23 protein-coding genes and 1 riboswitch are annotated in these 19,420 nt (G+C 66.6%); of the genes, 15 read left to right on the top strand and 8 right to left on the bottom strand.

Going from position 1 to position 19,420, the window contains the following annotated elements:
* The first annotated feature begins 338 nt into the window (after nt 1–338).
* Nucleotides 339–800, top strand: a complete 462-nt coding sequence (locus tag IEV56_RS10125) for a DUF192 domain-containing protein (RefSeq protein ID WP_188450247.1) — start codon at nt 339–341, stop codon at nt 798–800.
* Nucleotides 801–809: 9 nt separating this feature from the next.
* Here IEV56_RS10125 and IEV56_RS10120 read toward each other — a convergent pair whose 3' ends face one another.
* Entirely contained in the window at nt 810–992 is a 183-nt protein-coding gene (locus IEV56_RS10120) for a rubredoxin (RefSeq protein WP_188450246.1), read from the bottom strand.
* A 44-nt stretch (nt 993–1,036) separates the two neighbouring features.
* Here IEV56_RS10120 and thiE point away from each other — a divergent pair, with 44 nt between their 5' ends.
* Genes thiE through IEV56_RS10095 form a run of 5 tightly spaced genes read left to right on the top strand, consistent with a single transcriptional unit; the run spans nt 1,037 to nt 5,579 of the window.
* The gene (gene thiE / locus IEV56_RS10115; RefSeq protein ID WP_188450245.1) at nt 1,037–1,675 is read left to right on the top strand and encodes a thiamine phosphate synthase; all 639 of its coding nucleotides are present in this window, start codon (nt 1,037–1,039) and stop codon (nt 1,673–1,675) included.
* Nucleotides 1,672–2,964: a glutamate-1-semialdehyde 2,1-aminomutase gene (gene hemL / locus IEV56_RS10110; protein WP_188450244.1), complete on the top strand. Its 1,293-nt coding sequence runs from the start codon at nt 1,672–1,674 to the stop codon at nt 2,962–2,964. Before thiE ends, hemL begins: the two co-directional genes overlap by 4 nt.
* Complete coding sequence (locus IEV56_RS10105; RefSeq protein ID WP_188450243.1) at nt 2,961–3,593, top strand: HAD-IA family hydrolase; 633 nt, start codon at nt 2,961–2,963, stop codon at nt 3,591–3,593. Before hemL ends, IEV56_RS10105 begins: the two co-directional genes overlap by 4 nt.
* The gene (locus IEV56_RS10100) at nt 3,583–4,701 is read left to right on the top strand and encodes a trans-sulfuration enzyme family protein (protein WP_188450242.1); all 1,119 of its coding nucleotides are present in this window, start codon (nt 3,583–3,585) and stop codon (nt 4,699–4,701) included. The genes IEV56_RS10105 and IEV56_RS10100 overlap by 11 nt, the downstream gene beginning before the upstream one ends.
* Nucleotides 4,702–4,721: 20 nt before the next feature.
* A complete protein-coding gene (locus IEV56_RS10095) occupies nt 4,722–5,579 on the top strand; it encodes an ion transporter (protein ID WP_425488578.1) in 858 nt (285 codons plus the stop codon).
* 1 nt (nt 5,580) lies between these two features.
* Here the strand turns inward: IEV56_RS10095 and IEV56_RS10090 are convergent, their stop codons facing one another.
* The 5 genes from IEV56_RS10090 to IEV56_RS10070 form a co-directional block, all read right to left on the bottom strand.
* On the bottom strand, nt 5,581–6,000 hold the full coding sequence (locus IEV56_RS10090; protein ID WP_188450240.1) for a VOC family protein: 420 nt from the start codon (nt 5,998–6,000) through the stop codon (nt 5,581–5,583).
* 65 nt (nt 6,001–6,065) lie between these two features.
* On the bottom strand, nt 6,066–6,527 hold the full coding sequence (locus tag IEV56_RS10085) for a pilin (RefSeq protein ID WP_188450239.1): 462 nt from the start codon (nt 6,525–6,527) through the stop codon (nt 6,066–6,068).
* A gap of 95 nt (nt 6,528–6,622) precedes the next feature.
* Nucleotides 6,623–7,432 (bottom strand): SDR family oxidoreductase, encoded by an 810-nt coding sequence (locus tag IEV56_RS10080; RefSeq protein WP_188450238.1) that lies wholly within the window; start codon nt 7,430–7,432, stop codon nt 6,623–6,625.
* Between the two features lie 23 nt (nt 7,433–7,455).
* Complete coding sequence (gene mpl, locus IEV56_RS10075) at nt 7,456–8,814, bottom strand: UDP-N-acetylmuramate:L-alanyl-gamma-D-glutamyl-meso-diaminopimelate ligase (protein ID WP_188450237.1); 1,359 nt, start codon at nt 8,812–8,814, stop codon at nt 7,456–7,458.
* Between the two features lie 10 nt (nt 8,815–8,824).
* Nucleotides 8,825–9,403, bottom strand: coding sequence for an adenylate kinase (locus IEV56_RS10070; RefSeq protein ID WP_188450236.1), 579 nt, complete (start codon nt 9,401–9,403; stop codon nt 8,825–8,827).
* A gap of 128 nt (nt 9,404–9,531) precedes the next feature.
* Between IEV56_RS10070 and IEV56_RS10065 the strand changes: the two genes are divergently transcribed.
* The 4 genes from IEV56_RS10065 to IEV56_RS10050 all read left to right on the top strand — a co-directional run bounded on the left by IEV56_RS10065 (nt 9,532) and on the right by IEV56_RS10050 (nt 14,147).
* Nucleotides 9,532–10,788 carry a 6-phosphofructokinase gene (locus IEV56_RS10065; RefSeq protein WP_188450235.1) on the top strand — a complete coding sequence of 419 codons (1,257 nt, stop codon included), beginning with the start codon at nt 9,532–9,534 and terminating at the stop codon, nt 10,786–10,788.
* 144 nt (nt 10,789–10,932) lie between these two features.
* Entirely contained in the window at nt 10,933–12,972 is a 2,040-nt protein-coding gene (locus tag IEV56_RS10060) for a sodium-translocating pyrophosphatase (protein ID WP_188450234.1), read from the top strand.
* Nucleotides 12,973–13,066: 94 nt separating this feature from the next.
* Complete coding sequence (locus IEV56_RS10055) at nt 13,067–13,720, top strand: exopolysaccharide biosynthesis protein (RefSeq protein ID WP_188450233.1); 654 nt, start codon at nt 13,067–13,069, stop codon at nt 13,718–13,720.
* Between the two features lie 55 nt (nt 13,721–13,775).
* The gene (locus IEV56_RS10050; RefSeq protein ID WP_188450232.1) at nt 13,776–14,147 is read left to right on the top strand and encodes a VOC family protein; all 372 of its coding nucleotides are present in this window, start codon (nt 13,776–13,778) and stop codon (nt 14,145–14,147) included.
* A gap of 70 nt (nt 14,148–14,217) precedes the next feature.
* Here the strand turns inward: IEV56_RS10050 and IEV56_RS10045 are convergent, their stop codons facing one another.
* A complete protein-coding gene (locus IEV56_RS10045) occupies nt 14,218–14,463 on the bottom strand; it encodes an HP1242/YdcH family protein (RefSeq protein WP_229730249.1) in 246 nt (81 codons plus the stop codon).
* A gap of 209 nt (nt 14,464–14,672) precedes the next feature.
* Between IEV56_RS10045 and ppa the strand changes: the two genes are divergently transcribed.
* From ppa to IEV56_RS10020, 5 genes are all read left to right on the top strand, one after another.
* Complete coding sequence (ppa, locus tag IEV56_RS10040; RefSeq protein WP_188450231.1) at nt 14,673–15,221, top strand: inorganic diphosphatase; 549 nt, start codon at nt 14,673–14,675, stop codon at nt 15,219–15,221.
* Nucleotides 15,222–15,441: 220 nt separating this feature from the next.
* Entirely contained in the window at nt 15,442–15,780 is a 339-nt protein-coding gene (locus IEV56_RS10035) for a DUF4870 domain-containing protein (protein WP_229730248.1), read from the top strand.
* A gap of 85 nt (nt 15,781–15,865) precedes the next feature.
* A complete protein-coding gene (locus tag IEV56_RS10030; RefSeq protein WP_188450229.1) occupies nt 15,866–16,285 on the top strand; it encodes an NUDIX hydrolase in 420 nt (139 codons plus the stop codon).
* Between the two features lie 118 nt (nt 16,286–16,403).
* Nucleotides 16,404–16,874: a bacteriohemerythrin gene (locus IEV56_RS10025; protein ID WP_188450228.1), complete on the top strand. Its 471-nt coding sequence runs from the start codon at nt 16,404–16,406 to the stop codon at nt 16,872–16,874.
* A gap of 10 nt (nt 16,875–16,884) precedes the next feature.
* Entirely contained in the window at nt 16,885–17,295 is a 411-nt protein-coding gene (locus IEV56_RS10020; protein WP_188450227.1) for a bacteriohemerythrin, read from the top strand.
* Nucleotides 17,296–17,370: 75 nt separating this feature from the next.
* Here IEV56_RS10020 and thiC read toward each other — a convergent pair whose 3' ends face one another.
* Nucleotides 17,371–19,230 (bottom strand): phosphomethylpyrimidine synthase ThiC, encoded by a 1,860-nt coding sequence (gene thiC, locus IEV56_RS10015; RefSeq protein WP_188450226.1) that lies wholly within the window; start codon nt 19,228–19,230, stop codon nt 17,371–17,373.
* Nucleotides 19,231–19,264: 34 nt separating this feature from the next.
* A riboswitch (TPP riboswitch) is annotated at nt 19,265–19,353 on the bottom strand.
* Between the last annotated feature and the right edge of the window lie 67 nt (nt 19,354–19,420).

Here is a 19,420-nt window from a genome sequence, read left to right as displayed (position 1 = left end):
CGCCCGCACAAATTTCCTGCGCACATTTACAAAGAACTCGTTGCGGCACCCTGAGGGTTTCGCGCTTCGGACATTTCGTCTCGAAGTGGTCGCACAGTATGGCAGACCTTTTGGGACTCGTCAACATTGGCCTGAAATTTCTTTCCGCGTCTGTTGCCGCGCTTGGCGACGTTCCGTCCCGAGCGAGTTGCACATTATGTCAAGGAAACGACAAGGCGTCAACCGCAAACGCAGACGATTAACCAGGGATTCAGGCAAGCAAGCCCGGCCGCGGCATGGCGGCGCTTGACGCGGCGGCGGCGGCGGTGAATCCTGTGCCTTCACCCACGGAGAACGCCATGCGCCACCGATTCCTGCTCGCCCTCGCCAGCTACCTGCTGTCCATCGCCAGCGGCTGCGCCCAGCTGAACGAAAGCCCGTGGGCGGAGGTCAAAGGCAAGCGCTATGCGGTGGAACTGGCGGATACGCCGGAATCGCGCGAGCACGGCCTGATGTTCCGCCGGGAGCTGGCGCCGGACGCCGGCATGCTGTTCATCCACGACGATGTCGAGCCCTTGGCGTACTGGATGAAGAACACCTATATCCCGCTCGACATCCTGTATTTCGACCAGGATCGGCGCTTGGTTTCGGCGCAACTGGGCGTACTGCCCTGCGGCCAACAGCCGCAATGCCCGATCTATCCCAGCGCCGGGCCGGCGAAGTACGTACTGGAACTCAACGCCGGACAGGCCTCGGACCTGGGCCTGAAGCGGGGCGACGAACTGCGCTTCGGCGGTTTCGACGGCGAAGACCGGCCCTGACCCGCCGCGTCAGTCGGTCAGCAGCTCGAAATCGGCCTTGCCGACCCCGCAATCGGGGCAACCCCACTCTTCCGGCACGTCCTGCCAGCGGGTTCCGGGCGCAATGCCCTCTTCCGGCCAGCCCTCGGCCTCATCGTAGACATAGCCGCACACCACGCATATCCAGCGGCTGAATTCCGCGTTATCCGACATAAATGCACCTAAAATGAGGGTCTGCCGCCATTATATGCACCCCGATGCCTTCCCGCCTGAAAACCCGTAGCGGTATCTATCTGATCACACCGGACCGCAGCGACACCGAGGCGCTCTGCCGGCAGGTGGCCGCGCTGCTGGCCCAGCCGGCGGCCTTGCTGCAATACCGGCATAAAGGCGCGGATGCCGCCCTCCGGCATGAACAGGCCAGCGCCCTGTTGCCGATCTGCCGACGCGCCGGCGTGCCGCTGATCGTCAATGACGACTGGCGCCTGGCCTTGGACATCGGCGCCGACGGCGTGCACTTGGGCGGCTCCGACGCCGATCCGGCTGCCGTGCGCAATGCCGCCGGGCGGGATGTGATCATCGGCGTGTCCTGTTACGGCGATCTCGAGCGCGCGGCCGCGATGGCGGCGCTGGACGTCGATTACCTGGCGTTCGGCGCCGTGTTTCCATCGCCGACCAAGCCGTTGGCGCCGCGCGCGCCGCTGGCGCTGTTCGCCGAAGCCAAAGCGCTCGGCAAGCCCACGGTCGCCATCGGCGGCATAAGCCCGGATAATAGCGGGCAACTGCGCGCGGCCGGCGCCGATTTCATCGCGGTGATTTCCGGCGTGTTCGACGCCCCCGACCCCGCTGCCGCGCTTACCGCCTACCATCTCGCATTCGACAAGGTCCCATCATGAACCACGACAACAGCCACGCCCTTTTCCAGCAAGCCCTCGACCTGATGCCCGGCGGCGTCAACTCGCCGGTGCGCGCGTTCAAATCGGTCGGCGGCGAACCGTTCTTCGCCAAACGCGCCGAAGGCGCCTACCTGATCGACGTCGACGGCAACCGCTATGTCGATTACATCGGCTCCTGGGGCCCGATGATCGCCGGCCATGCGCATCCGAAGGTGATCGCGGCGGTCGACGCCGTGATGCGCGACGGCCTGAGCTTCGGCGTGCCGAACGCGCTGGAAGTGACCATGGCGCAGACCATCACCCGCCTGGTGCCCAGCTGCGAAATGGTACGCATGGTGAACTCCGGCACCGAGGCTACGCTATCAGCCATCCGCCTGGCGCGCGGCGCCACCGGCCGCAACCGCATCGTGAAGTTCGAGGGCTGCTACCACGGCCACGGCGACTCCTTCCTAGTCAAGGCCGGCTCCGGCATGCTTACCCTCGGCGTGCCGAACTCGCCGGGCGTGCCGAAGACCCTGGCCGACCTGACCCTGACCCTGCCCTACAACGATTTCGAGGCCGCCACCCGGCTGTTCGATGACCTCGGCGGCGATATCGCCGGCGTCATCGTCGAGCCGATCGTCGGCAATGCCAACTGCATCGTGCCGGCCGAAGGTTATCTGCAGCATCTGCGCGAACTGTGCAGCAAGCACGGCGCCATCCTGATCTTCGACGAAGTGATGACCGGCTTCCGCGTCGCGCTCGGCGGCGCGCAGGCGCTGTACGGCGTCACGCCCGATTTGACCACCTTCGGCAAGATCATCGGCGGCGGCATGCCGGTCGGCGCCTATGGCGGCCGCCGCGACCTGATGCGCCAGATCGCGCCGAGCGGCCCGATCTACCAGGCCGGTACGCTCAGCGGCAATCCGGTGGCGATGGCCGCCGGCTTGGCCACGCTGGAGCTGATCCAGGCGCCGGGCTTCTATGAAAACCTGGAAGCCCGAACCCGCCTGCTGCGCGACGGTCTGCAGCAGGCCGCCGACGCGGCCGGCGTGGCGTTCACCACCACTGGCGTGTGCGCCATGTTCGGCCTGTATTTCCGCGAAGGTCCGATCAACGGCTACGCCGACGCCATGGCTTCCGACGGCGCACGCTTCAACCGTTTCTTCCACGGCATGCTGCAGCGCGGCGTGTATTTCGCGCCGTCGGCGTTCGAAGCCGGCTTCCTGTCGTCGATGCACGGCGAGACCGAAATCGCGCACACCCTAGCCGCCGCCCGCGAGGTGTTCGCGGACATCGCCGCCGGATGACGGCGCCGAAACTGCTGCTGCTCGACCTGGACCACGTGCTCGTGGATTACAGCCGCGAGCGCCGGTGCCGCGCGCTGGCGGCCTCGGCCGGCGCCAGCCCGGAGGCCATCGAGCGCGCGGTATTCGGCAGCGGCCTGGAGAAGCGCTCCGAGCGCGGCGAGTTCGGCCTGGACGACTACATGGACCGCCTGCGCAGCGACTGGGGCCTGGACATCCCCGGCCAGGACTTCATCGCCGCCCGCCGCACCGCCACCCGCGCGCGGCCGGGCATGCTGCGCATCTGCCAGGCGCTGGCCGGCCAGGTGCAGCTTGGCATCTTCAGCAACAACGGCCACTGGCTGCACCAGCACGCCGAACGCATCGTGCCCGAGCTGATGCCGCTGTTCCGTACCCGCCTGGTCTGCTCCGGCAGCATCGGTCTGCGCAAGCCGGATCCGGCGGCGTTCCTGCTGTGCCTGGAGCGCCTGGGCTTCTCGGCCGCCGCGACCCTGTACGTCGATGATAAAGTGGCCAATGCCGAGGGCGCGCGGCAGGCCGGTCTGGACGCCTTCGTGTTCGAAAGCGAAACGCAATTCGTGCAGCAGCTGCGCCTGCGGGCGCTGGATCCGGGAGAATGCCATGCGCTTTGAGACCCTTGCCGTGCATGCCGGTGCCGAACCGGACGCCGAAACCGGCGCGGTGGCGCCGCCGCTGCACCTGAGCACCACGTTCCGGCACGGCCCGGCCGGCGAACGCCAAGCCGGCTTCGAATACCAACGCGAAGGCAACCCGACCCAGGACCGGCTGGAAGCCTGCCTGGCGGCGTTGGAAGGTGGCGAACGCGCCTTGGCCTATGCCTCCGGCATGGCGGCGATGCAAGGCTTGCTGGAATCGTTACCGAACGGCAGCGAGGTGCTGATTCCCGACGACTGCTACACCGGCCTGCGCGTGCTGGCGCGCGAATTCCTGCCGCTGCGGCAAATCGCCTGCCGGACGGTCGATATGACCGACTTGGACGCCGTGCGCGCCGCGATGACGCCGCAGACCCGGATGATCTGGGCCGAAACCCCCTCGAACCCGCGCATGGCGGTGGCCGACATCGCCGCTCTGGCCGATATCGCGCGCGCCGGCGGCGCACTGCTGGCCTGCGACAACACCTTCGCCACCCCGGCCCTGCAGCAGCCGCTGGCGCTCGGCGCCGACGTGGCGATGCATTCGACTACCAAATACCTCGGCGGTCACAGTGACGTGATGGGCGGCGCGCTGGTGTTCGCCAAGGCCGACGCCCTGTATGAAACGGCCGCGCACCGGCGCCACATCACCGGCGGCATCGCCTCGCCGTTCAACAGCTGGCTGATCCTGCGCGGCGCGCGCTCGTTGCCGGCACGCATGGCCTGGCACTGCGCCAACGCCCGCCGCATCGCGGAATTCCTGGGCACGCACCCGGCCATCGCCGCCGTGCTGTATCCGGGACTGGCTTCGCATCCCGGGCACGCCGTGGCCGCGCGCCAGATGCGTGACTTCGGTGGCATGCTGTCGATCCGTTTCCGCGGCGGCCGCGACGCGGCGCTGCGCTTCGCCGCGCGCGTGCGCCTGTTCACCAACGCCACCTCGCTGGGCGGCGTCGAATCGCTGATCGAACACCGCGCCTCGATCGAAGGCGCCAACGCGGTCTCGCCGCCGGACCTGATCCGTATGTCGGTGGGATTGGAACACCCGGACGACCTGCTGGCGGACATCGGTCAGGCCCTGGACTGAAGCCCCGGAGGCGCGGCATGCTGAAGCATTTCTTCAATCCGGTCCTCGCCCCGCACCCGGCCGGCGGCTGGCGCGCGACGTGGCACCGCATCGTGTTCCACCACGATACCCCGGCCGGCCTGCACTTCGACATCGCGTTGATCTGGATCATCCTGGCCAGCGTGGCGGTCACCATCGCCGACAGCGTGGGCGCGGTGCACCGCAGCCACAGCGGCCTGTTCTACGCATTGGAATGGGGCTTCACCGCGCTGTTCCTGGTCGAACTGGTGCTGCGCCTGTTGGTGCTGGAAAAACCGATGCGCTACGTGCGCAGCGCGCTCGGCGTGATCGACATCCTGGCCATCCTGCCGGCCTTCGTGTCCCTGGTGCTGCCGGGTTCGCAGTACCTGCTGGTGGTGCGCCTGCTGCGGGTGCTGCGCATCTTCCGCCTGCTCAAGCTGTCGACCTTCCTGAACGAGGCCAACGTGCTGGTGCTGGCGCTGAGCCGCAGCAGCCGCAAGATCGGCGTGTTCTTCTTCAGCATCCTGATCGTGGTCACCATCTTCGGCTCGCTGATGTACGTAGTCGAGGGCCCGGAGCACGGCTTCACCTCGATTCCGGTGGCGATGTACTGGGCCGTGGTCACCGTGTCCACCGTCGGCTACGGCGACGTCACGCCCGGCACCCCGCTGGGGCAGATGGTGTCATCGCTGCTGATGCTGATCGGCTACAGCGTGATCGCGGTGCCGACCGGCATCTACGCCGCGGAAATCGCGCAGACCATGAAGTCGGCGAAGCTCGAACTCGATCTGCGCGAATGCGGCCGCTGCGGGCTGGCCGGGCACTTCAGCGACGCCCGCTACTGCCGCCGCTGCGGCGAGCGGCTCGACGGCGGCTGAATCACCAGACGCCGGTGTTCGGCATCGAGGCCCACGGTTCCTGCGGCGGCAGGGCGGCACCCTTCTGCAGCAGCTCGATCGAAATCAGGTCCGGCGAGCGCACGAACGCCATGCGGCCGTCGCGCGGCGGGCGGTTGATGACCACGCCGGCGGCCTGCAGGCGGTCGCAGGCAGCGTAGATGTCGTCGACCTCGAAGGCCAGATGGCCGAAGTTGCGGGCGCTGCCGTAATCCTCGTCGTCGTAGTTGAAAGTCAGCTCGATTTCGGAATCCGGATTCTCCGGCGCCCCCAGGTAGACCAGGGTGAAGCGGCCTTCCGGATAATCGCGCCGGCGGTTTTCGCGCAGGCCGAGCGCGTCGCGGAAGAATTTCAGGGAAGCGTCGAGGTCGCGGACGCGGACCATGGCATGCAGGTATTTCATCGCGGGGCATCCTGTCGGAAGCGGTTTCGGGACTGCGATTATAAACCGCCGCGGCCCGTGCTCCCTCAGCCGCCCGCCGACGTGCTCTCGATATGGTTGCGGCAGTTCTGCGCGAAGTAGCCGTCCGGCACCGCGCCCGAGTGCCCGCATAACCAGGACACGGTCGCCCCGTCGCCGACCGGCTGCAGCCGGATGGGGTGCGTCGCGCCATCGATTTCCGGCGCGCCGGTGTTGCGCATGTGGATGCAGATGTAGCGGTCGTTGATATGCACCAGGGAGACGTTGCGGGTCGGATCGACCTCGTCCTCCAGCCCCATGTCCGCCATGGCGTCCGGGAACTCGTCATTGGTGAAGTAGTATTCGGCGACCGCGTTCTTCAACGATCCGGCGCGCTGCATGGCTTCGGTGATGTTGGCCCGGACCCGGTAATCCTGGTAGATCGGTATCGCGATGGCGGCCAGCACGCCCACGATGGCGATGACCAGCATGAGCTCGAGGATGGTGAAGCCGAGTTTACCGTGTTTCAAAGGGAGTGCGCCGGAGGTTGAAGACCGCGGCACTGTCGCCCGAACGGCTTCAGCCTGTCAATTCTCCGGCGTAACGGTATGTCACACTCCGGGAATCAAAGGAACAGATCCGGCAACAGCGGCTTCCCGGGCTCAATGGCGTACGCGTCGAAATCGGTGACGCCGGCTTCGCGCAACACCGCCTCGTCGATATAGAAACGTCCGGTGGCTACGGCGGCCGGTTGCTGCAGGATCCGTACCGCGGCGTCGGCGACGATTTCGGGTTTGCGGCAGTTGCCGAGGTCGACGCCGGGAATCATGTTGATGGCGTCGGTGCCGATCACCGTCTGCGGCCAGAGCGCATTGACCGCGACCTTGCCCTTGAACTCCTCGGCCAAGCCGAGCGTGACCAGGCTCATGCCCATCTTGGCCAGAGTGTAGCCGGTGTGCGGCCCCCACCACTTCGGATCCAGGCTCGGCGGCGGCGCCAGGGTCAGGATGTGCGGATTCGGCGCCTTGAGCAGATACGGCAAGGCCTTCTGCGCGCACAGGAAGCTGCCGCGCGAATTCACTTGGCTCATCAGGTCGAAACGCTTCATCGGGGTGTCGAGCGCGCCGCGCAGCCAGATCGCGCTGGCGTTGTTGACCAACACGTCGATGCCGCCGAAATGCCCAGCGGCCTTCGCCATCGCGGCCTCAACGGCCGCCTCGTCGCGGATGTCGCATTGGATGGCCAGCGCCTGGCCGCCGGCGGCTTCAACCTCGGCTGCGGCGGTGAAGATGGTACCCGGCAGCTTAGGGTTCGGTACCGCCGACTTGGCGGCGATGACCACATTGGCGCCGAGACTGCCGGCCTTCTTGGCGATGGCCAAGCCGATGCCGCGCGAGGCGCCGGTGATGAAAAGGGTTTTGCCCTGAAGCGACATGAAGCCTCCGGATTGAAACGGGGTTAGGCCTGCAAGGCGCGCAGGCAGCGGCGCGGTGCGTCTTCGAAACCGCCGTTGGACATGAATACGATGTGGTCGCCGTCGCGGGCGATGGACTGCAGGCGCTCGACCAGCGCCTCGACCGTGGCCACTTTGTGACCCTCGCCCTTCAAGGCCGAGACCACGGCATCGGCGTCCCATGGCAGTTCCGGGCGGTGCAGGAACACCACGTCGTCGGCGGCGGCCAGCGACGGCGCGATCTCGCGCGCATGTGCGCCGAGGCGCATCGAATTCGAACGCGGCTCCATCGCCACCAGGATGCGGGCGCCGCCGACGCGGGCGCGCAGGCCTTCCAACGTGGTGCGGATAGCGGTCGGGTGGTGGGCGAAGTCGTCGTAGACGGTGACGCCGTGCGCGGTGCCGACCACTTCCAGCCGGCGCTTGACGCTGACGAAGCCGGCCAGGCTCGGGATGACGGCGGCGACGTCGACGCCGACCGCATGGCAGGCGGCGAACGCGGCCAGCGCGTTCATCACGTTGTGGCGGCCGACCAGCGGCCAACGCACGGTGCCCAGCGCCTTGCCCAGATGCTTCAGCACGAATTCGGAGCCGTCGGCGGCGGTCAGCTCGGCCTGCCACTCGGCGTCGGCGTCGATGGCGAAGCGCTCGACCGGCGTCCAGCAGCCCATCGCCAGTACCTCGGCCAGCGCCGCGTCTTCGCCGTTGACGATCAGGCGGCCTTCACCGGGCACGATGCGCACCAGATGGTGGAACTGGCGCTGGATGGCGGCCAGGTCCGGAAAGATGTCGGCGTGGTCGAACTCGAGGTTGTTGAGGATGGCCACGCGCGGGCCGTAATGCACGAACTTGGAGCGTTTGTCGAAGAACGCGGTGTCATATTCGTCGGCTTCGACCACGAACTCGCGGCCGCTGCCCAGGCGCGCCGAGACGCCGAAATTCTCCGGCACGCCGCCGACCAGAAACCCGGGCTCACGCCCGGCCGCCTCCAGCAGGAACGCCAGAATCGAGGTGGTGGTGGTCTTGCCGTGCGTGCCGGCCACGGCCAGCGTGTGCCGGCCCGGCAGCACGTTCTCGGCCAGCCACTGGGCGCCGGAACGGTAGTTCAACTGCCGGTTCAGCACATGTTCGACCGCCGGGTTGCCGCGCGACAACGCATTGCCGACCAGCACGCAGTCGGTGTCGGCGGCGATGTCGTCCGGCCGGTAGCCGCTGTGCAGACCGATGCCCAGCTGTTCGAGCTGGGTCGACATCGGCGGATAGACGTTGGCGTCGGAGCCCTGCACGCGGTGGCCGAGCTCGCGCGCCAGCGCCGCCACGCCGCCCATGAAGGTGCCGCAGATGCCGAGGATGTGCAGGTTCATGCCGCGCGAATCAGCCGACGTCCGGGGTTCCGGCCAAGGCTTCGGTGATGCGGGTGAATACCTCGTCGAGCGAACCGACGCCGTCCAGATGCGCCAACTTGCCGAGATTGCGGTAGAAATCGACCACCGGCGCGGTCTGGCTTTCGTACACGGCCAGACGCTTGCGCACCGCGTCCGGGCTGTCGTCGGCGCGGCCTTCGGCTTTGGCGCGGCCGGCCAGGCGCTCGACCAGCAGCTCGGTGTCGACGTCCAGCTGCACGGCGATGTCGATCGGCTGCTGCAGCTTGGCCAACAGCGCGCCCAAGGCGTTGGCCTGGGCCAGATTGCGCGGGTAGCCGTCGAGGATGAAACCGTTGCCGGTATCGGGTTTGAGCAGGCGTTCTTCCAGCATGCCGAGCACGATGTCGTCGGACACCAGATTGCCGGCTTCCATCACTTCCTTGGCCTGCAGGCCCAGCGGAGTGCCGGCGGCCACCGCGGCGCGCAGCAGTTCGCCGGTGGAGATGTGCGGGACGTTGAGGAATTCCTTCAACCGCGCCGCTTGCGTGCCTTTGCCCGAACCGGGGGCACCGAGAAGAACCAAACGCATAACACCTCGAAAAGTCTGATGGAAATTCTGGTTATGGGCAGCCTGCTAGCGGGCGCCTCGGCGGCGGAAATTTGCCATAATGACACCGTAACCGTTGCCGTCTGTTTAGTCAATTTTAAAGGATGTTCATGTCGAAAGGCAGATTACTTTATGCCCAATCCGGCGGCGTCACCGCCGTGATCAACGCCAGCGCCAGCGCCGTCTTGGCGCAGGCCCGTGCCCGCCGTGTGCCGGTGTTGGCCGGCAAAAACGGCATTCTGGGCGTGCTGCGCGAACAACTGCTCGACACTTCATCGATCAGCGCCAGTGAAATCAAGGCCTTGGCCCACACACCCGGCGGCGCATTCGGCTCCTGCCGTTACAAACTGAAGTCGCTGGAACAGGATGCCGCCAAATACCAGCGCCTGCTCGAGGTGTTCAAGGCGCACGACATCCGCTATTTCCTGTACAACGGCGGCAACGACTCGGCCGACACCGCGCTGAAGATCTCGCAGCTGGCGCAGCAATCCGGGTATGAACTGACCTGCGTGGCGGTGCCGAAAACCGTCGACAACGACCTGGTGCTGACCGACTGCTGCCCGGGCTTCGGCTCGGCCGCCCGCTACACCGCGGTCTCCGTGATGGAAGCCGCGATCGACGTGGCCGCCATGGCCGAGACCTCGACCAAGGTGTTCGTGTACGAGGTGATGGGCCGCCACGCCGGTTGGTTGGCCGCCGCCGCAGGCCTCGCCGGCGAAGGCGCCAAGGACGCGCCGCACATCATCCTGTTCCCCGAGCGCGCGTTCGACAAGGCGGCGTTCCTGGCCAAGGTGCAGGACACCGTGGCCAAAGTCGGCTACTGCGTGGTGGTGGTGTCCGAAGGCGTGAAGACTCCGGACGGCAACTTTCTGGCCCAGGCCGAAGGCAGCGTGGACGCTTTCGGCCACAGCCAGCTCGGCGGCGTGGGGCCGCTGCTGGCCGGTATGGTGAAGGACGAACTCGGCCTGAAGGTGCACTGGGCGGTGCCGGATTACCTGCAGCGTTCCGGCCGCCACCTGGCCTCTCAGGTCGATCTCGACCACGCGCTGGCGGTGGGCAAGGCCGCGGTCGAACTGGCCTTGGCCGGCAACAACGGCGTGATGCCGGCCATCGTCCGGACCTCCGATGAACCCTACCGCTGGCACATCGACCCGGTGCCGCTGAGCCGGGTGGCCAATGCCGAGAAGAAGATGCCGGACGGCTTCATCCGCAAGGACGGCTTCGGCATCACCGCCGCCTGCCGCCGCTATCTGTCGCCGTTGGTGCAGGGCGCAGCGCCGGTGCCGCTGGCCAAGAACGGCCTGCCGTCGCACCTCAAGCTGGACTTGCCCATGGTACGTAAGCGTCTGAAAGCATGGGATAAATAAACAACTCCGAGCCTGTCGCCGGGTGCCGGCGGCGGGCTGTTTCCGCTTTTTCCGTTCAGCCCTAGTTAAGTTTCGAAAGCTCTGACATACTCATGGCAAGACGGCACAGACCGTCCCACTTCACCATGACCGAGGGAGTACGGAATGTTCACGCAATATGCTCTGGAATTGGCGCTCGCCTGTGCGGCGTTGGCCATCGTTTACGGACTCATCACCACCGGCTGGATCCTGAAACAGGATGCCGGCAACGACAAGATGCAGGCCATCGCGGCCGCCGTGCAGGAAGGCGCCGGCGCCTACCTGCGCCGTCAATACACCACCATCGCCGTGGTCGGCGTGGCGCTGTTCGCGCTGATCGGCTTCGCGCTGGATTGGAACACCGCCATCGGCTTCGCCGTCGGCGCGGTGCTCTCGGGCGTGGCCGGCTTCATCGGCATGTTCGTCTCGGTGCGCGCCAACGTACGCACCGCGCAAGCGGCCACCCAGGGCCTGAACGCCGCGCTGAACGTCAGCTTCAAGGGCGGCGCGATCACCGGCATGCTGGTGGTCGGCCTGGGCCTGCTCGGCGTCGCCGGCTACTTCCTGTTCCTCACCGGCGGCGCGGCCTCCGATGAGGCCGACCTGAAGCAGGTGCTGCAGCCGATGATCGGCTTGGCCTTCGGCAGCTCGCTGATCTCCATCTTCGCCCGTCTGGGCGGCGGCATCTTCACCAAGGGCGCCGACGTCGGCGCCGACCTGGTCGGCAAGGTCGAAGCCGGCATCCCGGAAGACGACCCGCGCAATCCGGCGGTGATCGCCGACAACGTCGGCGACAACGTCGGCGACTGCGCCGGCATGGCCGCCGACCTGTTCGAGACCTATGCGGTGACCGTGATCGCGGCGATGCTGATCGCCGGCATCTCCTACAGCCAGTTCGGCATGGCCGGCGCGATGTATCCGCTGGTGTTGGGCGCGGTCTCGATCGTGGCCTCGATCATCGGCACGTTCTTCGTCAAGGCGCGCGACGGCGGCAAGATCATGAACGCGCTGTACCGCGGCCTGGGCGTCTCCGGCGTGCTGGCCGCCATCGCGTTCTGGTTCGTCACCGACGCCATGTTCGCGCCGGAATACGTCAACGGCATCTTCTGGTGCGCGCTGATCGGCCTCGGCCTGACCGCCGCGCTGGTGGTCATCACCGAATACTACACCGCGACCGAATTCGCGCCGGTGCAGGACGTGGCCAAGGCCTCGGAAACCGGCCACGGCACCAACGTCATCGCCGGTCTGGCGGTGTCGATGAAGTCGACCGCCGCGCCGGTGCTGGCGGTGGCCGCCTCGATCTACGGCTGCTACCACCTGGCAGGCCTGTACGGCGTGGCCGTGGCCGCCACCGCCATGCTGTCGATGGCGGGCATGATCGTGGCGCTGGACGCCTACGGTCCGATCACCGACAACGCCGGCGGCATCGCCGAGATGTCGGGCATGGACAAGGAGATCCGCGTCACCACCGACGCCCTGGACGCCGTCGGCAACACCACCAAGGCGGTCACCAAAGGCTACGCCATCGGTTCGGCCGGTCTGGCCGCGTTGGTGCTGTTCGCCGACTACTCGCACAAACTGGCCGAGCGCGGCGACGGCTTCGCCCCGGTGAACTTCTCCATCGACAACCCGCAGGTGGTCATCGGCCTGCTGATCGGCGGCATGATTCCGTACCTGTTCGGCGCCATGGCCATGCAGGCCGTGGGCCGCGCCGCCGGCGCGGTGGTCGAGGAAGTGCGCCGCCAGTTCCGCGAGATCGCGGGCATCATGGAAGGCACCGGCAAGCCGCAGTACGACAAAGCCGTCGACCTGCTGACCAAATCCGCCATCCGCGAGATGATCGTGCCCTCGCTGCTGCCGTTGCTGATTCCGGTCGCGGTCGGCTTCACCTTGGGCGCGGACGCCCTCGGCGGTCTGTTGATGGGCACCATCGTCACCGGCCTGTTCGTGGCGGTCTCGATGTGCACCGGCGGCGGTGCCTGGGACAACGCCAAGAAGTACATCGAGGAAGGCCATCACGGCGGCAAGGGTTCCGAGGCGCACAAAGCCGCGGTCACCGGCGACACCGTCGGCGACCCGTACAAGGACACCGCCGGCCCGGCCATCAACCCGCTGATCAAGATCATCAACATCGTGGCCCTGCTGTTGATTCCGTTCCTGGCCTGATGATGGTCTGCCGCAATACCGGAAAACCCCGCCTCGGCGGGGTTTTTCATGGCCGGTTCACCCGGCCGGCGGACGGATGGGCGATACTGCGGCCATGACCGACGAAGACTCCGGCCAACGCCGCCAACCCGCCACGGACGCTCCGCTGCACGAGGCCCTGCTGCACCTGCTCGACCGTTTCCAAGGCCGCGACATCCGCCTCAGCGACCTGCTCGACGCCATGGGCCACCGCGGTTTCGGTTTCGTGTACATCCTGTTCGGCATGCTGGCGGCGGTGCTGCCGACCGGCCTGTGCTCGCTGATGGCGGTGCCGGTGCTGCTGTTCTCGGCGCAACAGGCGGCCGGCCACGCGCGGCCGTACATGCCGGCGCGGTTCGACGGCAAGCGCTTCCCGGCGCAGGCCATCCAGTCCGGCCTGCAGCGCCGGCAGCACTGGATCCGGCGCCTGGAGCGCTTCGCCAAACCGCGTTGGGCGCCGATGACTTCGGCGCCGGTCAACCGCGTGGCGGCGCTGTTCTGCCTGCTGCTGGCGCTGGTGATCCTGGCGCCCGGCCCGTTCACCAACGTGCCGCCGGGCATCGCCATCGCGCTGTTCGGTTTCGCCATGGCCGAACGCGACGGCCTGCTGATGGCGATTTCATTCGTGACCGGCGTGCTGGGCTTTGTGGTCGGGCTGTCGGCGCTGATCGCCACCGCCCTGCTGGTCTGGTCCTGGATCGGGCAGATCGACCTGACGCCCTTGATTTGATGGCGGCTGACTGCCTCGGCCTGCTATCCTTTCGGCTTTCAATCCGGAGAACCCCATGATCGGTTACGTCACCCTCGGCACCAACGACCTGGCGCGCGCCGCCGCTTTTTACGACACCCTGCTGGCCGACATCGGCGCGGCCCGGGCCATGGAAATGGAGCGCTTCGTGATGTGGGGCACCGCGCCGGGCCAGCCGGCGCTGGCCGTGATCCTGCCCTACGACGGCCAGGCGGCCACGATCGGCAACGGCGGCATGACCGCCCTGGCGGTGGACAGCACCGAAAAGGTCGACCGCCTGCACGCCAAGGCGCTCGCGTTGGGCGGCCAGGACGAAGGTCCGGCCGGTCCGCGCGGCGATTCCGGCTTCTATGCCGGCTACTTCCGCGACCTGGACGGCAACAAGCTGGCGGTGTACTGCTACGGCTGATCCGGCACATCCCGCCGAAACGCGAAACGGCGCCCGAGGGCGCCGTTTCCGTTCAAGCCACAGGCCGCAATCAGGCCGAGGTGGCGATCTGGTACAGTTCGTCCTTCAGCTTCAGGCGCTGCTGCTTGAGTTCGTGCAGGGTCTCGTCGCTCAGCGGTTCGATCTTCTCTTCATCGCGGGTGATGCGCTGGTCGACGGCATCGTGTTCTTCCAGCAAACGGGCGAAGTGGTGGTCGCTGGCTTTCAGGAAATGGATGCGCTCGAGCAGTTCCGGGAATTCGACGGCGAGGGCGTGCGACAGCATGGACGATTGCATTGGGATGATCCTTTGGTAGAGTGGTTGTGCTATGGGCGTAGTTTACCGCATAAACTCCGGCGGGAATTGATCCGGGTCAAGCCTGCGCTCCCGCCCCGCCCCTGACCGGCCTTGCAAATCAAGGCGATGGCGCAACGGCATGGAAATTCCGGATGAACATTCGACGGGCTTGCGGTATCATGCACGCCTTGTTTTGTAAGGAGCATCCCATGGCCCTGGACCTGGTCCCGACCGGCAAAGACGTGCCGAACGAAGTCAACGTCATCATCGAAATCCCGAAAGACGCCGAACCGGTGAAGTACGAGGTCGACAAGGCCACCGGCGCCATCTTCGTCGACCGCATCCTGTCGACCCCGATGCGCTACCCGTGCAACTACGGCTACATCCCGCACACCCTGTGCGGCGACGGCGACCCGGCCGACGTGCTGGTGATCCTGCCGCTGCCGCTGGTGCCGGGCTCGGTCATCCGCTGCCGCCCGGTCGGCGTGCTGCGCATGCAGGACGAAGCCGGTTCCGACGAGAAGCTGGTCGCGGTGCCGATCGACAAGGTGTTCAGCGGCTATGCCCACATCGAGGACATCGGCCAGGTCTCGCAGCACTGGCTGGACCGCATCGGCCACTTCTTCGAGCACTACAAGGACCTGGAAAAGGGCAAGTGGGTCAAGCTCGACGGCTGGGGCGGCGCCGCGGAAGCCAAGGACATCATCCTCGAATCGGTGGCGCGCTTCAACGACGCGCCGGAGAAGCCCAACTTCTGATCCGCCGGAAAAGCCGCCGCAAGGCGGCTTTTCCATATCCGGCAAGGCCGGGCATGGCACCATGGCACGGATTGACGCGGGCCGCGAACTGACGTTTAATCGGGAATAGACGCAATGGATGCCCGGCGTGGGGACCGTCATCGTTCCGTCATGCGGCCGGTTTATGCTGTTTGACCGCCGCACCATACATAACCATCACAACCTCTCAGGGAGATTCACGTTGGACAACAACACCCAAACCGTATCGCAGGACTCCAAGAACCTGGCGCTGATCGTCTGGATCGGCACGCTGTTCTTCGGCTTCATCCCCGGCCTGATCGTGTACCTGACCAAGAAAGACGACGCCTACGCCATGGACCAGGCCAAGGAAGCGCTGAACTGGTCGATCACGGCGATCATCGGCTACATCGCCGGCACCATCCTGAGCCTGATCCTGATCGGCTTCCTGGTGCTCATCGCGGTCGGCATCTGCCAGTTGGCGTTCTGCATCATGGGCGCCATCGCCGCGACCTCGGGCAAGGAATTCCGTGTCCCGTTCGCGCTGCGCCTGATCAAGTGACACCGGCCCGCCAAGGCCGTTCCGGAAAGACCGCCGCAAGGCGGTCTTTCCTTTTGCCGGCAGGCGCCGCACGCCCGACGAGTCGATGAACGATAACCTCCCGATCCGTACCGTGGCTGCCGTCATCGTCGACGCGCGAGGACGGGTGCTGCTGGTGCGCAAACGCGGCTCGGGCACCTTCATCCAACCCGGCGGCAAGCGCGAGCCCGGCGAAGACGCGCTGACCACGCTGGCGCGCGAGCTGCGGGAGGAGTTGGGCGTCCGGCTGCGGCCGGAAAGCGCGGTGCGGCTGGGCGAGTTCGAGGCCGATGCGGTCAACGAACCGGGCCGACGGGTGCGTGGCGAAGCGTTCCACGTGGCGGTCTCGGGCGAGCCGGCGGCCGGCGCCGAAATCGAGGCGTTGGCCTGGATCGATCCGCGCCCGCCGTATCCGGTGCCCGTGGCGCCGCTCAGCGCCGGGCACATCCTGCCGGCGTTCCTGTCCATCGGCCGCGAGCGCGGTTGAACGCCCCGGCGCCGGCTTGATCCGGATCAAAACGGCCTGCCGCCGCCGGCACTAGGCTATGCCTGTGCGATGGCGTGTCAAGCCCGACTTCCGGGCTACGCCGGACGGGGGAATGCACATGGCCATACTGAAATGGAACGCGGAACTGGACACCGGCATCGACGTGATCGATGGCCAGCACCGCCGCATCGTCGATTACGTCAACCAGCTGCACGAGGCGCGCGAACACGGCGACGCCGCGGCCGTCGGCGAGGTCATCGAGTCGACCGTGGAATACACGCTGTCGCACTTCGCGTTCGAGGAGTCGCTGATGGAGGACGCCGGCTATCCGCTGTCCAAGCCGCACAAGAAAGTGCACGAGCTGTTCGTCAAGCGCGTGGCCGACCTGCGCATGCGCTTCCGCGCCGGCGAGGACATCTCGGCCGAACTGCACGGTCTGCTGTCGCGCTGGCTGGTCAACCACATCCGCAACGACGACCACGACTACGTCGAATCGGTCAAGCGCAGCATGAACCGGCTGGCGGCCGAAACGCATGAAGGCGGCTGGCTGTCGCGTTCGCTGGGCCGCTTCTTCGGCGCAGGACGCTGAGGGGCACGCCATGCAGATCCTGGTCTGGAACGACGGACTCGACATCGGCATCGACGTGATCGACGGCCAGCACCGCACCATCGCCGACAACCTGAACCGGTTGGCGCGCGCGCGCCACGGGGGCGGATCCGATGAAGTCGCGCAGGTGTTCGAACAGACCGCCGACTACGCCCTCTTCCACTTCGGCTTCGAGGAATCGCTGCTGGAGGAAGCCGGCTACGAGCTGCTCGACAGCCACCGCCGCGCGCATGCGGTGTTCATCGACCGGGTACGCGCCCTGCAGGACCGCTTCCGCGCCGGCGAGGACACCAGCGAAGCCCTGCACGCCCTGTTGGCCGACTGGCTGTTCAACCATATCCGCCACGAAGACCGCGCCTATGTCGACGCGGTCCGGGCCTACATGGGCGCAACCCGCAACTGATCCCGCGGCGCGCCGACCGACTCTCCGACTTGTCCGCCGACCGGCGGACTTTTTTTGCCCGCCCACCGGTAAGCCTCACTCCGGCCGGTAGACCTCGGCGCCCTGGGCCAGGAATTCCTTCGACTTCTCGGCCATGCCCTGCTCGACCTCCTGCCGGTCGGCGTACTCGCGCACGTCCTGGGTGATTTTCATCGAGCAGAAATGCGGACCGCACATCGAGCAGAAATGCGCGACCTTGTGCGCCTGCTTGGGCATGGTCTCGTCGTGGTATTCGCGCGCGCGCTCCGGATCCAGGCCGAGGTTGAACTGGTCCTCCCAGCGGAACTCGAAGCGCGCCTTGCTCAACGCGTTGTCGCGCGCCTGCGCGCCCGGGTGGCCCTTGGCCAGGTCGGCGGCGTGCGCGGCGATCTTGTAGGCCATCAGGCCCTCGCGCACGTCCTGCTTGTTGGGCAGCCCCAGGTGCTCCTTCGGCGTCACGTAGCAGAGCATGGCGGTGCCGTACCAGCCGATCATCGCCGCGCCGATGGCGCTGGTGATATGGTCGTAGCCCGGCGCGATGTCGGTGGTCAGCGGGCCGAGCGTGTAGAACGGCGCCTCGCCGCATTCGCGCAACTGCTTATCCATGTTCTCCTTGATCAGGTGCATGGGCACGTGACCGGGGCCTTCGATGATGGTCTGCACGTCGTGCTTCCAGGCGATTTGGGTCAGCTCGCCCAGCGTCTCCAGTTCGCCGAACTGGGCCTCGTCGTTGGCGTCGGCAATCGAGCCCGGGCGCAGGCCGTCGCCGAGCGAGAAGCTGACGTCGTAGGCTTTCATGATCTCGCAGATCTCTTCGAAGTGCGTGTACAGGAAATTCTCTTTGTGATGCGCCAGGCACCACTTGGCCATGATCGAACCGCCGCGGCTGACGATGCCGGTGACGCGTTTCGCGGTCAGCGGCACATAGCGCAGCAGCACGCCGGCGTGGATGGTGAAGTAGTCCACGCCCTGCTCGGCCTGTTCGATCAAGGTGTCGCGGAAGATGTCCCAGGTCAGTTCCTCGGCGCGGCCGTCGACCTTCTCCAGCGCCTGGTAGATCGGCACGGTGCCGATCGGCACCGGCGAATTGCGCAGGATCCACTCGCGGGTCTCGTGGATGTTCTTGCCGGTCGACAGGTCCATCACCGTGTCGGCGCCCCAGCGGATCGACCAGACCAGCTTCTCCACTTCCTCGGCGATGCCGGAGGACACCGCCGAATTGCCGATATTGGCGTTGACCTTGGTCAGGAAGTTGCGGCCGATGATCATCGGCTCCAGCTCGGGGTGATTGATGTTGGCCGGAATCACCGCGCGCCCGCGCGCCACTTCGCTGCGCACGAACTCGGGCGTGATGCGCGCCGGGATGCTGGCGCCGAAGTTCTGGCCGCGGTGCTGGCGCAGCAGGTGCGCCTCGGTGATGGCGTCGATGCGCTGGTTCTCGCGGATGGCGATGTATTCCATCTCCGGCGTGATGATGCCGCGGCGGGCGTAATGCATCTGGCTGACGTTGCCGCCGGCCAGCGCGCGGCGCGGCGGCAAGCGGTGCGCGAAACGCACGCCGTCCAGCGCCGGATCGGCTTCGCGGGTACGGCCGAAGGCCGAGCTCAGGCCGGGCAGCACTTCGGTGTCGCCGCGTTCGGCGATCCAGGCGGCGCGCACGGCGGGCAGACCTTTCAGCAGGTCGATCGATACCGCGCCGTCGGTGTACGGGCCGGAGGTGTCATACACCGCGAACGGGTGGTTGACGTCCTCGCCGAACAGCTTGGGTGTCGGCGACAGCGCGATTTCGCGCATCGGCACGCGCAGGTCCGGGCGCGAGCCTTCGAGGTAAATCTTGGTCGAACCGGGAATCGGCGTGGTCACCGATTCGGAGAGGGTCTGGGCCTGCTGCTGCAGCGGATTGAGTTGCGCGTTCATGGGAATCCTTTGGAATGAACGCAGGCGGCCCGAACGCATCGAGTCTTAAGCTCCCTCCGGCGGTGCTAACCGCATCAGGTTCTAAGGGTATGTCTCAGCCGTCCGGCACCCCTGCTTGAGCGCGTATTAAAGCACAAAAAACCCGCCATTCGGCGGGTTTTTTCGGCTTACCGGCCTTTCAGGCGGGCAG

Source organism: Arenimonas maotaiensis, from assembly GCF_014638745.1.
Lineage (GTDB): Bacteria > Pseudomonadota > Gammaproteobacteria > Xanthomonadales > Xanthomonadaceae > Arenimonas > Arenimonas maotaiensis.
Note: the sequence above shows the minus strand (reverse complement) of the source record. Positions and strands in the feature narration are given on the sequence as shown.

Coding starts and splice junctions, on each gene's coding strand:
- IEV56_RS10125 (WP_188450247.1), top strand. CDS start 339: ATGCGCCACCGATTCCTGCTCGCCCTCGCCAGCTACCTGCTGTCCATC.
- IEV56_RS10120 (WP_188450246.1), bottom strand. CDS start 992: ATGTCGGATAACGCGGAATTCAGCCGCTGGATATGCGTGGTGTGCGGC.
- thiE (WP_188450245.1), top strand. CDS start 1,037: ATGCCTTCCCGCCTGAAAACCCGTAGCGGTATCTATCTGATCACACCG.
- hemL (WP_188450244.1), top strand. CDS start 1,672: ATGAACCACGACAACAGCCACGCCCTTTTCCAGCAAGCCCTCGACCTG.
- IEV56_RS10105 (WP_188450243.1), top strand. CDS start 2,961: ATGACGGCGCCGAAACTGCTGCTGCTCGACCTGGACCACGTGCTCGTG.
- IEV56_RS10100 (WP_188450242.1), top strand. CDS start 3,583: ATGCGCTTTGAGACCCTTGCCGTGCATGCCGGTGCCGAACCGGACGCC.
- IEV56_RS10090 (WP_188450240.1), bottom strand. CDS start 6,000: ATGAAATACCTGCATGCCATGGTCCGCGTCCGCGACCTCGACGCTTCC.
- IEV56_RS10080 (WP_188450238.1), bottom strand. CDS start 7,432: ATGTCGCTTCAGGGCAAAACCCTTTTCATCACCGGCGCCTCGCGCGGC.
- mpl (WP_188450237.1), bottom strand. CDS start 8,814: ATGAACCTGCACATCCTCGGCATCTGCGGCACCTTCATGGGCGGCGTG.
- IEV56_RS10070 (WP_188450236.1), bottom strand. CDS start 9,403: ATGCGTTTGGTTCTTCTCGGTGCCCCCGGTTCGGGCAAAGGCACGCAA.
- IEV56_RS10065 (WP_188450235.1), top strand. CDS start 9,532: ATGTCGAAAGGCAGATTACTTTATGCCCAATCCGGCGGCGTCACCGCC.
- IEV56_RS10060 (WP_188450234.1), top strand. CDS start 10,933: ATGTTCACGCAATATGCTCTGGAATTGGCGCTCGCCTGTGCGGCGTTG.
- IEV56_RS10055 (WP_188450233.1), top strand. CDS start 13,067: ATGACCGACGAAGACTCCGGCCAACGCCGCCAACCCGCCACGGACGCT.
- IEV56_RS10050 (WP_188450232.1), top strand. CDS start 13,776: ATGATCGGTTACGTCACCCTCGGCACCAACGACCTGGCGCGCGCCGCC.
- IEV56_RS10045 (WP_229730249.1), bottom strand. CDS start 14,463: ATGCAATCGTCCATGCTGTCGCACGCCCTCGCCGTCGAATTCCCGGAA.
- ppa (WP_188450231.1), top strand. CDS start 14,673: ATGGCCCTGGACCTGGTCCCGACCGGCAAAGACGTGCCGAACGAAGTC.
- IEV56_RS10030 (WP_188450229.1), top strand. CDS start 15,866: ATGAACGATAACCTCCCGATCCGTACCGTGGCTGCCGTCATCGTCGAC.
- IEV56_RS10025 (WP_188450228.1), top strand. CDS start 16,404: ATGGCCATACTGAAATGGAACGCGGAACTGGACACCGGCATCGACGTG.
- IEV56_RS10020 (WP_188450227.1), top strand. CDS start 16,885: ATGCAGATCCTGGTCTGGAACGACGGACTCGACATCGGCATCGACGTG.
- thiC (WP_188450226.1), bottom strand. CDS start 19,230: ATGAACGCGCAACTCAATCCGCTGCAGCAGCAGGCCCAGACCCTCTCC.